Consider the following 14666-nt stretch of genomic DNA (forward strand, 5'->3'; position numbering starts at 1 on the left):
CTTCCGGGCCATTGCCACACGCTACGACAAGCTTGCCAGCACCTTTCTGGCCGCCGTTTACCTCGTCTCGGCTGTCATCTGGCTCAACTGACGACACGCTCTAACCCTCCCCCGCTCCGCGGGAGAGGGGATTGCGAGCGAAGCGGCGGCAGTTCCCTCCACCTCGAAGAGGGGGAGGGTTAGGGAGGGGGCAAAGGCAAAAAATACGCCCGAACCTTCCGGTCCGGGCGCAGTGGGGTCTATCGCGTCCTGATCCCCCTTTCAATCAACGCTGCGCGTTGATCTGACGGGGCGTGGCCGGCGAAGCCGGTCACGTGAGGGGACGCCCTCTCACCCGTTGGCCACCAGACGCTCGGCTGGCGGGGCCACCGGGATGGCTTGCGAGACGTAGCCTTCGCTGTGGATCAGCTCGTCCCGCGCGCCCAGCGCCTTGGCGGCGCGGACGCAGTCCTCGACAAAGGCGGGGCTGCCGGCGACGAACACGCTGTGCGCCGACAGGTCGTTGAACAGGGTGGGCAGGACCACCGGTATGCGCCCGCGCAATCCCTCTTTTTGGGGCCCATCCTGCTGCTCGCGGGTCAGGGTGGTCAGGAACTTGAAGTTCCGGTGCTTGGCCTGCCAATAGGCCATCAGGCCCCGGTCATAGACATCCTCGCCCTTGCAGGCGGAGAACAGCAGCGTCACCGGCTGGCGGTAGCCGCGCCGCAACGCCGCGTCGGCCAGCGCCAGGATCGGGGCGAGGCCGGAACCGGCCGCCATGCACAGCACCGGTGTCTCCACCGAAGGGTCGCCGATGAAGGTGCCGTAGGGGCCGGACAGCTTCACCATGTCCCCGACGGTCAGCGTGTCATGGATCCACACGCTGGTCGCCCCGCCCTCCGCACGGGTGATCTGAAGCGCGATCTCCCCGTCCGGGCGTGGCGCGTTGGCGATGGAATAGCAGCGCGGCGGGATGCCGTTGGCCTCGTCGCCCAGCATCACATACTGGCCCGGCCAGTAGCGCAGCGGCTGGCCCAGCGGGCGCAGCAGAAGCTCCACGATGCGCGGGGTGCGCTGGATGCGGTCGGTGACGATGAACAGCACGTTTTCGCGCGGGGGGAACAGCTTCGGCTGGGCGTCGGCGGTGCCGTATTCGATGACCAGCTCGTCGGAGATGGGCTTGGCCATGCACATCAGGCCGTAGCCGTCCTTCCGCTCGGCCTGGGACAGCGCCATGTCCAGCACCATGCCCTGGTCGAACTGGCCGCTCAGCACCTTGACCTTGCATTCCCCGCAGGCCCCGGCGCGGCAGTTGTTGGGCAGGGCGTAGCCGGCCTGCTCCAGCGCCGAAAGCACGGTCTCGCCCTCGCGGCATTCGACCTCGCGGCCGGAGGGATGGAGGCGGATGCGGCTCACGGGTCGAGTCCTCCCTAGACTCTGTGGCATCTTTTGCTTTGGAAAGTCCGGCCGGCGGGGGCGTGCCCCACCGGCCGTACGTCAGTTGCGTGCCTTGAGATCCGTAACAACGGTCAGAAGACGGGAATGATCTCGTCCATATCGACCTGACGGACCTCTTCGCCGGTGATGCCGACCTCCGGGATGGCCGGGAAGGGGATGTTGTAGCGGTCCAGCACACCCTTCAGGTTCAGCATGGCGTTGCGCCAGTTTTCCTTCTTCGCCTCGTAGGTCGGGATGTGGAAGCCGGCGGCGCGGGCGATCTCCTCCGCCTCGCGCTGGGTGGCGATGAAGTCGTCCGGCAGATCCCAGAACTGCGGCGGCGGTTCGAACAGCACGGCGGACAGGAACAGGTAGCCGGCGCGGATCTGCTTGGTGATGACGGAACGGTCCTCGACCTCCAGGTGCGGGTAGTCGCGCTCCATCACCGACATGCAGATGGCCATGTGGCGGCCTTCGTCGCGGCCGATGTTGCGGAAGGCTTCCTTGAAGACCGGCTCGCTGCACCCGGCAGCCATCTGGTGGAAGATGGTCGCCGCCGCGATCTCGCCCATCAGGAAGGAGCTGAACAGAACGGCCAGCGAATACTTCGGCACCGCCTTCTTGTAGCCGTCCCAGTAACGCCCGCCGTTGTAGTAGAGCCAGCGCGCGTTGCGTTGCAGCCGCTTGCCCAGCTCCGTCTTCGGAACGTAGGTCAGCGGGCTGCTGGCCTCCAGCAGCTTGGTGATGGTCAGGCCGCACATCTGCTCGTGGTTCTGCTCGTCACGGGTGACGGAGAAGAAGCAACGGCGGACGGGGTCTTCCTCGTGCACCTCGTAGGTCTTGATCAGCGCGTGGGCGAAGACCGGCGGGGCCGAGGCGTCGAAGACCGACAGGATCGTCCACCAGTAGGCGATCGCCTCGCGCTCTTCCCACGAGTACTTGGTCACGTCGAAGCTGTCCCACGGAAGCTTGGCCGGGTCCCAGACCTCGCGCTGCGCCGCGGTCCACACTTCTTCCAGCTTGCGGGTGTGGGACTCCCAGGACAGCGGATAGACGTTCGGCTGCGGCGTGTCCGGCGGGAACTCCATGGTGTTCGCAATGGGGGTGTAGTCCTTGGCCATCCGGCATTTCCTCCTGAGTTTCGCGGGCCGGGCTTTTCGTTGACTGCGCCCGGTTCGTGCGCGTGGGGCGCGGACAAGTCGACGCGCCGTACGGTCATTAACGTGACACAGTGAAATGCGTTCAGCAACAGATTTTTGTATCGCTTTTGGGGCGCGGTGCGGGGCGTGCTAAAGCCTTGTCAAAGCGTGTGTTTCAGGCGTGCGCAGCGGTGGCGTGGCGTTGCACGACGCGGAATTCATCCGGAATTGAAGCTTGGTGTATCGCTTTTTTGGAACTGTCTGCGCTTATCCCACGGCCCCGCGCTGGGGCATTTCGCGCACGTTGTCCGCCTCGCCGTCCACCAGACCGCCGAAGCGGGCGTAGAAGGACGGTTGCGCTTCCGGCAAAGGACCGTTGGCGGTGGTCAGGGCGGACATCAGGAAGTTTTCCGACGGCTGCCGGATCAGGCGGTAGATGTTGCGCGTCAGCATGCGCGACTCCTGCCCCGGCCAGTCGGGCGGCAGCAGGTCGGGCGGCAGCATCGGGTCGCGCAGCAGGATGCGGCGGAAGTCGTGGATCATCAGCGTGCGCAGCACGTAGCACAGGCGCGGGTCGGGCGACTCGGCGGTGTCCAGCGCCTGCCACACCGGGCGGAAGCGATCCAGAAAGCCGGCGTAGTCGCGCTCCAGCTGGTCCACGTCCCAGAAGCCGCGCACCAGCTCCCGCAAGGGGCTATAGCCGGCGGCGCGGTCGTGGGTGGCCTTCATGTGCACCACCTTGTCGGCCACGCCCAACTCGGCCAGCAGGCGGTGCATCGCCGCCTCGTCGCAATTGGGGTGCGCGAAGACGCCACCGCCCGCGGCGCCGAAGCCCTGCCACACCAGTTCCCGCCGCAGCTTCTCCCGCCCTTCGGCATCCAGCGCGCTGGGCGGCAGCATCAGCAGGTGCCAGCCGCGGTCCCACACCCGCATCAGCGGGGCGTAGATGCGCCGCTCCGCCGCCGCGAAGCGCTCGTGCCCGCTCTCCGTCACGCGGTAGAAGCTGCGGCGGCCGATCTGCGTGTTGGTCAGCCAGTCGTCCTTGCACAGCCGGAAGACGGAGGTGCGGACGATGCGCTCGCTCAGCCCGAAATGGCCCATCAGGTCGATCAGGCTGCCCAGCCAGGCGGAGCCGCCGTGCGGCAGCACCGCGTCGCCGTAGACCGTGATGATCAGCGACTTGGCGCGCGGCGCGATGGCCTCCAGGAGCGGGGCGACGAGGTCTTCGGGACGGCGGGGGCGGGGCATGCTGTGGGACTCTCCCGATCGGGCGGCGTCGGCGTGATACCAACTCTATAAAGGATATGCGTCCGGTTTGGCTAGACCGGCGGCAAAGGGATGAACCGCCGGGGGCTCCGGATAAACCGATGAACGCAAACAGAAATTTCCTGTCATTTCGCCCGTTTCCGACGTTCCTGGGCGCTGAATTTCCGTTTGACAAGCCTGAATATGATACACTACCGTCAAATCAATAACACAGATTGTGTCATAACGTCGACGCCCGCTGCGCCCAACCGGCGCCCGGGTGAACCGGCGAGGACGGAGGAAACATGCCCACTTCAAGGAAGACCTACGACAAGGGCGACCCGCTGCCGGACGATTACCGGAAGGCGCTGCTGCATCTGATGTCGTTCCAGGGGGATTCCGAATACGCCGGCGCCCAGCGCGTGGCGGAAAACATGCGCTTTGCCCCCCGGCCGGAGGAAGCCTACCGCCTTTCCAAGAAGGTGATGGAGGAGATGGGCCACGCCTACTACGTCTGGAACCTGATGCAGGATCTGGGCGTGGACGTGGACGCGCGGCTGCAGGAGCTGGTCGCCCATCCGGAAAACCCCAACCCCGCGAAGGTCAACGTCATCAACGGCTTCCGGCGCGAGAACTGGGAAACCTTCTTCGATGGCTGGACCGACGTGGCGCTGTTCTCCACCGTCGTCACGCCGGCGGCGGTCGCCTTCCTCGGCCAGTACCGCGACTGCTCCTACCTGCCGTGGGCGCGGGTCAACGCCCGCATCCACAAGGAGGAGTTCGGCCACCTCGCCTTCGGCGTCTGGGCGGCCAAGCGCGTGCTGGAGTTCGGCGGCGACGCCGCGCGGGAGGACATGGCCGCCCGCATCCCGAAATTCATGCGGATGGGCCTGGGATTCTTCGGCCGCCCGTCGCTGGGCGACACGCGCTCCGCCCATTTCGAGCTGTATTACGAATACGGCCTGAAGGTGAAGCGGCCGGAGGAATTGCAGGCCGAATACCTGCAATTGCTTGAGGAACGCCTTCGGGAAGTCGGGATTCCGATGCCCACCGGCGTCGAGCCGGACTATGATATGCGCGTCAGCTACGAGGCCGCCGAAGCCCCGGTCCAAGCCGTGGCCTAACGGTGCCCGCCCGGAAAATTCCGGGATTTTGTGTATCGGGTTTAGGGAGGAAACCATGGCCCATACGCACGCGACCCCCGACCGTCTGCTGTCCGCCGGACGGCGAGCGCTGGCCCGGTTCGGCTCCAGGGAACTGGACCATGTGCCGGCCGACGCCTTCATCGACTGGAACGCCCTGTGGGACGAACTGCGCGGCGACTTCGCCACACAGGCCCTGCCGCGGGTGCCGGAGTACGAGGCCCTCGACCCGGCGGTGCGGGAGGCGGCCCGGGTCTACATCCGCCAGCGCCTCGTCAGCGACGTGATGCTCGGGCGGTGCGAGGAACTGCATCGCGATCTCTTCGCGCACGGCATCTGCACCGACGCGGTGGAGGCCTACGCGGTCGCCCGCGACGCCTACGAGGACAGCGTGGAAGCCTTCGGCGCCGCTCGCGTCCGGCTGGCCGGGCTGCTGGCGCCCTCAACGCATTGAGGCCGTAGGTTGGGTTAAGGCGCAGCCGCAACCCAACACCCTTCCCATCGCGACCCCTGTTGGGTTGCGCTGGCGCTTAACCCAACCTACGCGGCGACGCTGGGGTCTATGACGGAAAGCACTCTGGCCAGATAGTTGCGTTTGAAACATTATAACGGAAAAAGGGGCGCGGAAGCCGCCCTCAGAACACCGCCGCGCAAACCTGAAAACCAAAAAGGGCCGGCGAACCAAACGGGAGAGAAACGCATGGGTAAGCGCTTGCTGCACAGGATTGCCACCGCCGCGGCGGTCACCTTTGGCTTGGCCGCCGGGGCCGGCGCGGCCACGGCCGCCGAGCCGATCAAGGTCGGTTCCATTGTCTCCGCGACCGGTCCGGCGTCCTTCCTGGGCGAGCCGGAAAAGCGCGTGCTGGAGCTGTACGTCGACCGCATCAACAAGGCGGGCGGCGTGGACGGGCGGCCGGTGCAGCTGTTCCTCTACGACGACGGCGGGGCGGCGGACAAGGCGGCCTCCTTCACCAAGCGCCTGATCGAAAGCGACAAGGTGGACGTGATTGTCGGCGGCACCACTACCGCCGCCACCATGGCTGCCGTGCCGCTGGTGGAACGCGCCGAGGTGCCCTTCATCTCGCTGGCCGGCGCCGTCGTGATCGTGGAGCCGGTGAAGAAGTGGGTGTTCAAGACCCCGCACACCGACCGCATGGCCGCCGAGAAGGTCATGGAGGACATGAAGAAGCGCAACCTGACCCGGCTGGCGCTGCTGTCGGAGGATTCCGGCTTCGGCAAGTCCGGCCGCGAGGAGACGCTGAAGGCCGCCAAGGAACGCGGGATCGAGATCGCCGCCGACGAGACCTACGGCGCCAAGGACACCGACGTCACCGCCCAGCTGACCAAGATCCGCAACAGCGCCAACGCCCAGGCGGTGCTGGTGTTCGGCCTGGGCCAGGGGCCGGCGGTGGTGACCAAGAACTACCGCCAGCTCGGCATCACCCTTCCGCTCTACCAGTCGCACGGGGTCGCCTCGAAGGAATACATCCGGCTTGCGGGCGGGGCGGCGGAGGGTGTGCGCCTGCCGGCGGCGGGCCTCGTGGTCGCCAACCAGCTTCCCGACAGCGACCCGCAGAAGAAGGTCGTGACCGAGTTCACCAAGGTCTACGAGGACAACCTCAAGTCGGAGGTCTCGACCTTTGCCGGCCACGCCTATGACGGGCTGATGATCGCGCTGGACGCCGTGAAGCGCGCGGGCGGCACCGACAAGGCCAAGCTGCGCGACGCCATCGAGCAGACCAAGGGCTACGTCGGCACCGGCGGCGTCGTGAACATGAGCCCGAAGGACCACATGGGCCTCGGCCTCGACGCCTTCCACATGGTGGAGATCAAGCAGGGCGACTGGTCCCTGGTGAAGTAAGCCCTCGCCGCACCTCCAACTCCCTCTCCCCTCTGGGGAGAGGGTCGGGGTGAGGGGGATGTCGGGGGACGAGAGAGTTCGGCAACGGCCGGACCCCCTCACCCTCCCCTCTCCCCAGAGGGGAGAGGGTTTCAGAAAATCCAGGTGGAGACGAACGGACGATGTTCGCCGAATTCCTGCAATATCTGCTGTCGGGGCTGACCATCGGGGCGATCTACGCGCTGGCGGGGCTTGGCTTTTCGATCATCTACAACGCCAGCCACGTCATCAACTTCGCCCAGGGTGAGTTCATCATGATCGGGGGCATGGCCGCCGCGACGCTGACGGCGTCGGGCGTGCCGCTGCCGCTGGCGATCCTGATCGGCTGCGGCGGGGCAATGATCATCGGCGTGCTGGTTGCCAAATTCACGGTGGAACGGGCGCGCAACGCCTCCGTCGTGACGCTGATCATCATCACCATCGGCGCTTCCATCTTTCTGCGCGGCGTGGCGGAGCTGGTCTGGGGCAAGGACTTCAAGCGGCTGGAGGCCTTCTCCGGCGAGACGCCGATCAATGTCCTGGGCGCCTCCATGCAGCCTCAGTCCCTGTGGGTGATCGGCTGCGCGGCTGTGATGATCGTCGCCATCGGCGTCTTCTTCAACAAGACGCTGACCGGCAAGGCGATGCTCGCCACCTCGCACAACCGGCTCGCCGCGCAGCTGGTCGGCATCAACGTGAAGCTGGTGGTGCTGGCCTCCTTCGCGCTGTCGGCGGCGCTGGGCGCCGTGGGCGGGGCGGTGGTGGCACCCATCACCTTCTCCTACACGGAGATGGGCATCATGCTGGGGCTGAAGGGCTTCACGGCGGCGGTGCTGGGCGGCCTCGGCAACGGGCCGGGCGCGGTGGCCGGCGGGCTGATCGTCGGCATCGCGGAGTCGCTGGGCGCCGGCTACATCTCCTCCGCCTACAAGGACGCCGTCGCCTTCGTCATCATCCTTCTGGTGCTGCTGTTCATGCCGAGCGGGCTGTTCGGCAAGCGCGGCACCGAGCGCGTGTGAGGCCCCATGGTCCAGATTTCCGTCCCGCGCACGGCCGCGTCCTCCGCGCTCAACCCGCGCCTGACCAGCCTTGCGGCGCTGGCCGTGGTCATCGCGGCGCTGCCGCTGGTGCTGACCAACAACTTCTACCTGGACATGGCGATTCTCGCCGGCTTCAACGCCGTGGTCTGCGTCGGGCTGAACCTGCTGGTCGGCTACGCCGGGCAGATCAGTCTGGGGCACGCCGGCTTCTTCGGCATCGGGGCCTACGCGTCCGGCATCCTGGTCACGACCTACAAATGGCCGCCCATCGCGGCGCTGCTGGCAGGGGCGCTGTTCGTCGGGCTGCTGGCCTTCCTGCTCGCCAAGCCGATCCTGCGGCTGAAGGGCCATTACCTGGCGATGGCGACGCTGGGCATCGGCATCATCGTGTCCATCGTGCTGCGCACGGAAACCGGCCTGACCGGCGGGCCGGACGGCATGATGGTGGACAGCTTCAAGATCTTCGGCTTCGAGCTGTACGGCGAGAAGAGCTGGTACTGGGTCGTCGGCGTGGTGCTGTTCGTCGCCGTGTGGCTGAGCCTGAACCTGATCGACAGCCCGGTCGGCCGCGCCCTGCGCGCCGTCCACGGGTCGGAGGTTGCGGCGGAGGTCGTGGGCGTGGACACCACCCGCTACAAGGTGATGGTCTTCGTCGTCTCCGCCGTCTTCGCCAGCGTGGCGGGCAGCCTGTTCGCCCACTACACGGGGCTGATCACGCCGGCCAAGGCCGACTTCTTCAAATCCATCGAGCTGGTCACCATGGTGGTGTTCGGCGGCATGGCCTCCACCTTCGGGGCGGTGGTGGGGGCGGTCGTGCTGACCGTGCTGCCGCAGGCGCTGACCGTGTTCCAGGACTACTCGCAGATCGTGCTGGGGGCGATCCTGATGTTCACAATGGTCTTCATGCCCAAGGGGCTGCTACCCACGCTGGAAGGCTTCATCAACCAGCGGAGGCGGGCATGACCATGCTCGCCAGCACTCCGCTGCCCGGCGAGGAGGAGCCCGTGCCGCCAGCCCTCAGCCCCGTCAACGCCCTGCTGCGCGTGGAGAGTCTGAGCCGGGAGTTCGGCGGCGTGCTCGCCATCGAGAACCTGAGCTTCGCGGTGGCAAAGGGCGACATCCACTCCATCATCGGGCCGAACGGGGCGGGCAAGACCACGCTGTTCAACCTGATCACCGGCGTCTACAAGCCGTCGGGCGGGCGAGTGCTGTTCGACGGCGCCACTGTGTCCGGCCTGCCGCCCTACCGGCTGGCGGCGCGCGGCATGTCGCGCACCTTCCAGAATTTGCAGATCTTCTTCAACATGACGGCGCTGGAGAATGTCATGGTGGGGCGGCACCTGCACCTGAACGGGCGGCTGCTGCCGGCGCTGTTCCGCGTCCCCTCGCTGGTCCGCAAGGACCGCGAGGCGAAGGAGCGGGCGGCGGAGCTGATGGCCTCGGTCGGGCTGGCGAAGTATGTGGACGCCCACGCCTCCTCCATGCCCTACGGGGCGCTGAAGCGGCTGGAGATCGCCCGCGCGCTGGCGGCGGAGCCGAAGCTGCTGCTGCTCGACGAACCCGCCGCCGGCCTGAACGCCACCGAAAGCCGCGAGATCGACGAGGTGATCAAGAAGGTCGCCGCCGGCGGCGTCACCGTCATCCTGGTCGAACACGACATGAAGATGGTCATGGGCATTTCCGACCGGATCACCGCGATCAATTACGGCCGCAAACTTGCCGAGGGCACGCCGGCGGAAGTCGCCGCGAACCCGGACGTGGTCGCCGCCTATCTCGGCACGATGGACTGAGGGAGGCCGCGCGATGCTTCTGGAGATCGAGGGCCTGAACAGCCACTACGGCCGCATCCACGCCCTGAAGTCCGCCAGCCTGACGGTGGGGGAGGGCGAGCTGGTGGCTCTGGTCGGCGCCAACGGGGCCGGCAAGACGACGCTGCTGCGCACGCTCTCCGGCGTGCACCCGGCGACCAGCGGCGCCATCCGGTTCGAGGGGCGCGACATCACCCGCACGCCTGCGCACAAACGCGTGGCGGACGGGCTGATCCAGGTGCCGGAGGGCCGGCAGCTCTTCGGCCCGCAGTCGGTGGAGGACAACCTGCGGCTCGGCGCCTACCGGCGCGGCGGCAGCCCGGAACGGGACCTGGAGGAACTCTACGAGATGTTCCCGGTCCTGAAGGTGAAGCGCGACCAGCCCGCCGGCACCCTGTCGGGCGGCCAGCAGCAGATGGTCGCCATTGGCCGCGCCCTGATGGCGAAGCCGCGCGTGCTGCTGCTGGACGAGCCCAGCATGGGCCTTGCCCCGCTGCTGGTCGGCGAGATCTTCAACGCCGTGCAGCGCCTGAAGGAGCAAGGGACGACGATCCTGCTGGTGGAGCAGAACGCCTACGCGGCGCTGGCCATCGCGGATCGCGGCTACGTCATCGAAACCGGCGAGATCACGCTGAGCGACAGCGGCGAGGCGCTGTTGTCCAACGAACGCGTCAAGCAGGCCTATCTGGGCCTGTAAGGCGATTGTTGGGTTTCGCTGCGCTCAACCCAACCTACGGGCGAATTCGTAGGTTGGGTTGAGGCGAAACCGAAACCCAACAGCCAACGCAAGAGAATACCGAGGAGAGGAATCGTCTCATGTCCAAAGCCTTCGCGTCCACCGGCGACCTGGAGCAGAAGAAGGTCACCTTTGCCGAACTGGCGCCCGGCGCCTACGCCTACACCGCCGAGGGCGACCCCAACACCGGCGTCATCGTCGGCGACGACGGCGTGATGGTGATCGACGCCCAGGCCACCCCGCGCATGGCCGAGGACGTTATCGCCAAGATCCGCACCGTCACCGACAAGCCCATCAAGTATGTCCTGCTGACCCACTACCACGCCGTGCGCGTGCTGGGTGCCTCTGGCTACAAGGCGGAGCAGATCATCGCCAGCCGCGACACCCACGACCTGATCGTCGAGCGCGGGCAGCAGGACTACGAATCCGAACTCGGCCGCTTTCCCCGCCTGTTCCAGGGGGCGGAGAGCATTCCCGGACTGACCTGGCCGACCATCGTGTTCGAGAACAAGCTGACCGTCTTCATGGGCAAGAAGCGCGTGGAGATTCTGCAACTCGGCCGTGGCCACACCAAGGGCGACACGGTGGCCTGGCTGCCGGAGGACCGCGTGCTCTTCTCCGGCGACCTCGTGGAGTATGGGGCCACCCCCTACACCGGCGACGCCTATCTGGAGGACTGGCCGCAGACGCTCTACCGGCTGGCGGCGCTGAACCCGGCGCGGCTGGTGCCGGGACGGGGCGACGCGCTGATGACGCCGGAGCTGTGCGGCAAGGCCATTGCCGAGACGCGCGCCTTCGTCACGCAGATGTACCAGACCGTGAAGCAGGCGCGGAACAAGGGCGCCAGCCTGCGCGACGCCTTCGCGGAAACGCGCCAGGCGCTTCAGCCGCAGTTCGGCGGCTGGGTGATCTTCGAGCACTGCCTGCCCTTCGACGTCTCCCGCGCCTATGACGAGGCCGGGGGCCTGCGCGATCCGCAGATCTGGACGGCGGAGCGGGATCGCGAGATGTGGGCGGCGTTGCAGGGGTAGGCGTTCGCCACCTCCCTAACCCTCCCCCTCTTCGAGGGAGAGGGGACTGCCGCCGCTTCGCGCAAGCCCCCTCCACCGCGAGAGCGGGGGAGGGTTGGGGAGGGGGCAAAGTTTCCCAAGAACGAGCCTTCGATGAAACTCCACACCTACTTCCGCTCCTCCGCTGCCTTCCGGGTGCGCATCGCGCTCAACCTGAAGGGCATTGCGGTCGACCAGAGCCCCGTTCACCTGCGCCGGGGGGAGCAGCTGGCCGCCCCCTTCGCGGACCTGAACCCGCACCACCTCGTCCCGGCGCTGGAGGTGGACGGGCGGGTGCTCACCCAGTCGCTCGCCATCATCGAGTATCTGGACGAGACGCACCCCAACCCACCGCTGCTGCCCGCCGACCCGCTGGACCGGGCGCGGGTGCGGGCGCTGGCGCTGGCGGTGGCCTGCGACATCCATCCGCTGAACAACCTGCGGGTCCTCAACCACCTGAAGACGGCCATGGGCCACGCGCAGGAGGAGGTGGACGGCTGGTACCGGCACTGGATCGCCGTCGGGCTGGACGGACTGGAGGCGCAGCTGGCGCGGGAGCCGCAGACCGGGCGCTTCTGCCACGGCGACGCGGTCACGCTGGCCGACGTCTGCCTCGTGCCGCAGATGGCGAACGCGCGGCGCTTCAACGGCGACGTGAGCGGTTATCCCACCCTGCGGCGGATCGAGGAGGCCTGCCTCGCCCTGCCGGCCTTCGCCGACGCTTTGCCGGAACGCCAGCCGGACGCCGAATAATCTTTACCGGTTTACGATCAGGGCGACGCCCAGCACCGCGACGGCGGCGCCGGCCCAGGCGCCGGGGCCGGGGATCTGGCGGGTCAGCGCCCACAGCATGGGCAGGATCAGCACCGGGCTGGTCGCCGACAGGGTGGCGACCACGCCCGCGTTGCCGTGCGCCAGCCCGATCAGCAGCAGCGTCATCCCCAGCCCCAGCCCGATGGCGCCGTTCATTGCCACCTGCGCCGCGACGCGTGGTGTCAGGCCCGGCCCGAAACGGAGGCTCTGGCCGGGCAGCAGCGCGCCGCCGAAGAGCAGCAGGCCGGAGGTCCCGACGCGCACCGCCGCGGCGGCGATGGGGTCGGCCCCGGCCGCCATGACCGGCCGCGCGATGACCGAGCCCGCCGCCTGGCAGCAGGCCGCCAGAAGGCAGACGGTCACGCCCACCAGCAGATGGCCGCGCACGGTTTCCCAGTCGTGCGTCTGCGCGCCGGAGCGGAAGAAGACGGCCAGCATGACGCCGATGGTCACCAGCCCGATGCCCAGCGCCGTCCACGGCCCCAGCGCCTCGTCCAGCACCAGCCAGCCGAGCAGAGCGGTCAGCGGCGCGTTGGTGGCGTAGACGACGACGTTCCGGCGCGGCCCCAGCCGGCCCAGCGCCCAGAAGAGGGCGGTGTCGCCCATGACGATGCCGACCGCCCCGGACAGCGCCAGTATGGCGGCGGCGCGCAGGTCCAGCGTGCCCCAGGTGCCGAGGAGGGTGGAGGCGGCGGCCAGCCCGGTGAAGACGATGGCCATGCGCAGCCGGTTGAAGGCGACGGGGCCGATGGCGCGGACGGGGCCGATGGCGATCAGCCCGCCGGCCGCCCAGCAGAGCGCGGCACCCAGCGCGGCGAGGTTGGCGATCAGCATGGGGAACAGGCGGGGAGGGTGGGGAGCGGCATGATGGGCCACACCCTACGATGGAGTGCCGCGCGGGCGCCAGCGATGGTTGCGGATATCAGCCGGCGCGGATGCGGCGCAGGAAGGATTCCACCCCATCGTTCAGCGCGTCGGCCTGCCGGTGCAGCGTGTTGGCGGCGTGCAGCACCTCGTCGGCGAGGCTGCCGGTTTCGCTGGAGGCGTTGGTGACCTCGTTGATGGTCCGGGTGACGCTCTGCGTGCCGGTGGACGCCTCGGCGACGTTGCGGGCGATCTCCTGGGTGGCGGCGGCCTGCTCCTCCACCGCCGCAGCGACGGTGGTGACGATCTCGTCGATCTGGATGATCGTGTTGCCTATGCCCCGGATGGCGTCGGCCGAGCCGCGCGCGGCGGCCTGCATCTCGGTGATCTGGACGGCGATGTCCTCGGTGGCCTTCGCCGTCTGGTTGGCGAGGTTCTTGACCTCGCTCGCCACGACGGCGAAGCCCTTGCCGGCCTCGCCCGCGCGCGCCGCCTCAATCGTCGCGTTCAGCGCCAGCAGGTTGGTCTGGCTGGCGATGTCGGTGATGAGCTCCACCACCTCCCCGATGCGCTGGGCGGCGTCGACCAGCCCGCTGACGGTGGCGTTGGTCTTCTGCGCCTCCTCCACCGCGGCGCCGGCGATGTGAGAGGAGGTGCCGACGTGCCGGCTGATCTCCGCGATGGAGCTGGTCAGCTCTTCGGCGGCGGAGGCCACGGTCTGGACGTTCATCGATGCCTGCGTGGCGGCGGACGCAACCTCCAGCGACTGGCGGTTGGTCAGGGTGGCGATCTGCGACATGCGCTCCGCACTGCCCTGCATCTGGGTGGACGCGTCGACCGTGTTGGCGACGATGCCCTTCACGCTGCTCTCGAAGCTGGCGGCCAGTTGTTCCATGGCCTTCTGCTTGCTCTCGCGCTCGGCGGCCGCGTAGGTCTCCAGCAGCAGTTCCAGGTCCATCCAGGCGACCTTGCTCAGCGTGGCGCGGATGGCGGCCTTGCGCTCCCGCTCCTTACGACCGAACAAGGCGCGGCCGAACAGGCCGGAGCCGCCGTCCTCGTCGAGCTTCAGCTCCTCGATGATGCCGTTCATGACGGTGGAGTGGCAGATGGCGACGGCGTAGCCCGGCACGTTGTGCTCATAGAAGGCCGAGGCGAGCCGCCGGGCCGATTCCACGAAGCCCTCCTCCAGCCGGCCGGAGGCGACGCGCACCCAATGCTCGACCCGCGCCTTGTGGACGGCGGGCAGCATCAGCGTGGAATGGATCTCCGGCCATGCGGCGAAGCGGCTGTGCCACTGTTCGAGAAGCCGGGGCAGAGACTGCTCAGCGAATGCCGCGTTCCGTTTCAGGCACTCCAGATCGGCGCTGCCGATCTTGAAGGTGGACATCCGGCGGCGATGGGCGTCGGCATCGGATTGGGTGGCCGTGAACGCGGCTTGGGTCATGTGCGTCTCTCAAAGTGGGCGCGGGCGCGTTCCGCCGACGAAGATCCGCAAAGAGCGGTCTTCCAGCGTCGAAATGCAGCCATGACGGGAG

Annotated in this window: 14 protein-coding genes and 1 pseudogene; 10 read left to right on the top strand and 5 right to left on the bottom strand. The window is 67.7% G+C overall.

Annotation, left to right across the window (positions count from 1 at the left end; genetic code table 11):
* Positions 1–91 (top strand): annotated as a pseudogene (locus ACSVC7_RS00005) (IS5/IS1182 family transposase); the annotation flags it as partial.
* Positions 92–330: 239 nt separating this feature from the next.
* Here ACSVC7_RS00005 and ACSVC7_RS00010 read toward each other — a convergent pair.
* The 3 genes from ACSVC7_RS00010 to paaX form a co-directional block, all read right to left on the bottom strand.
* Complete coding sequence (locus ACSVC7_RS00010; RefSeq protein WP_448204342.1) at positions 331–1395, bottom strand: 2Fe-2S iron-sulfur cluster-binding protein; 1065 nt, start codon at positions 1393–1395, stop codon at positions 331–333.
* A 113-nt stretch (positions 1396–1508) separates the two neighbouring features.
* Positions 1509–2537 (bottom strand): hypothetical protein, encoded by a 1029-nt coding sequence (locus ACSVC7_RS00015; RefSeq protein ID WP_448204343.1) that lies wholly within the window; start codon positions 2535–2537, stop codon positions 1509–1511.
* 285 nt (positions 2538–2822) lie between these two features.
* Positions 2823–3803 carry a phenylacetic acid degradation operon negative regulatory protein PaaX gene (gene paaX / locus ACSVC7_RS00020; protein WP_448204344.1) on the bottom strand — a complete coding sequence of 327 codons (981 nt, stop codon included), beginning with the start codon at positions 3801–3803 and terminating at the stop codon, positions 2823–2825.
* A 302-nt stretch (positions 3804–4105) separates the two neighbouring features.
* Here paaX and ACSVC7_RS00025 point away from each other — a divergent pair, with 302 nt between their 5' ends.
* The 9 genes from ACSVC7_RS00025 to maiA all read left to right on the top strand — a co-directional run bounded on the left by ACSVC7_RS00025 (position 4106) and on the right by maiA (position 12207).
* Positions 4106–4924 carry a Phenylacetic acid catabolic protein gene (locus tag ACSVC7_RS00025; RefSeq protein WP_448204345.1) on the top strand — a complete coding sequence of 273 codons (819 nt, stop codon included), beginning with the start codon at positions 4106–4108 and terminating at the stop codon, positions 4922–4924.
* Positions 4925–4979: 55 nt separating this feature from the next.
* The gene (locus ACSVC7_RS00030; RefSeq protein ID WP_448204346.1) at positions 4980–5396 is read left to right on the top strand and encodes a hypothetical protein; all 417 of its coding nucleotides are present in this window, start codon (positions 4980–4982) and stop codon (positions 5394–5396) included.
* A gap of 246 nt (positions 5397–5642) precedes the next feature.
* Positions 5643–6803, top strand: coding sequence for an ABC transporter substrate-binding protein (locus tag ACSVC7_RS00035; protein ID WP_448204347.1), 1161 nt, complete (start codon positions 5643–5645; stop codon positions 6801–6803).
* A 161-nt stretch (positions 6804–6964) separates the two neighbouring features.
* Positions 6965–7840, top strand: coding sequence for a branched-chain amino acid ABC transporter permease (locus ACSVC7_RS00040; protein WP_448204348.1), 876 nt, complete (start codon positions 6965–6967; stop codon positions 7838–7840).
* A 6-nt stretch (positions 7841–7846) separates the two neighbouring features.
* On the top strand, positions 7847–8824 hold the full coding sequence (locus ACSVC7_RS00045; protein WP_448204349.1) for a branched-chain amino acid ABC transporter permease: 978 nt from the start codon (positions 7847–7849) through the stop codon (positions 8822–8824).
* The gene (locus ACSVC7_RS00050) at positions 8821–9651 is read left to right on the top strand and encodes an ABC transporter ATP-binding protein (RefSeq protein WP_448204350.1); all 831 of its coding nucleotides are present in this window, start codon (positions 8821–8823) and stop codon (positions 9649–9651) included. Before ACSVC7_RS00045 ends, ACSVC7_RS00050 begins: the two co-directional genes overlap by 4 nt.
* Positions 9652–9664: 13 nt before the next feature.
* Entirely contained in the window at positions 9665–10366 is a 702-nt protein-coding gene (locus ACSVC7_RS00055) for an ABC transporter ATP-binding protein (protein ID WP_448204351.1), read from the top strand.
* A gap of 119 nt (positions 10367–10485) precedes the next feature.
* A complete protein-coding gene (locus ACSVC7_RS00060; RefSeq protein ID WP_448204352.1) occupies positions 10486–11436 on the top strand; it encodes an MBL fold metallo-hydrolase in 951 nt (316 codons plus the stop codon).
* Between the two features lie 132 nt (positions 11437–11568).
* Complete coding sequence (gene maiA, locus ACSVC7_RS00065) at positions 11569–12207, top strand: maleylacetoacetate isomerase (protein WP_448204353.1); 639 nt, start codon at positions 11569–11571, stop codon at positions 12205–12207.
* 3 nt (positions 12208–12210) lie between these two features.
* On the opposite strand, the gene ACSVC7_RS00070 is transcribed toward maiA, so the two are convergent.
* Positions 12211–13101 carry an EamA family transporter gene (locus tag ACSVC7_RS00070; RefSeq protein WP_448204354.1) on the bottom strand — a complete coding sequence of 297 codons (891 nt, stop codon included), beginning with the start codon at positions 13099–13101 and terminating at the stop codon, positions 12211–12213.
* A gap of 88 nt (positions 13102–13189) precedes the next feature.
* Positions 13190–14575: a methyl-accepting chemotaxis protein gene (locus ACSVC7_RS00075; RefSeq protein ID WP_448204355.1), complete on the bottom strand. Its 1386-nt coding sequence runs from the start codon at positions 14573–14575 to the stop codon at positions 13190–13192.
* Positions 14576–14666: the final 91 nt, after the last annotated feature.

The sequence above is a fragment of the Azospirillum mesophilum genome, assembly GCF_053470405.2.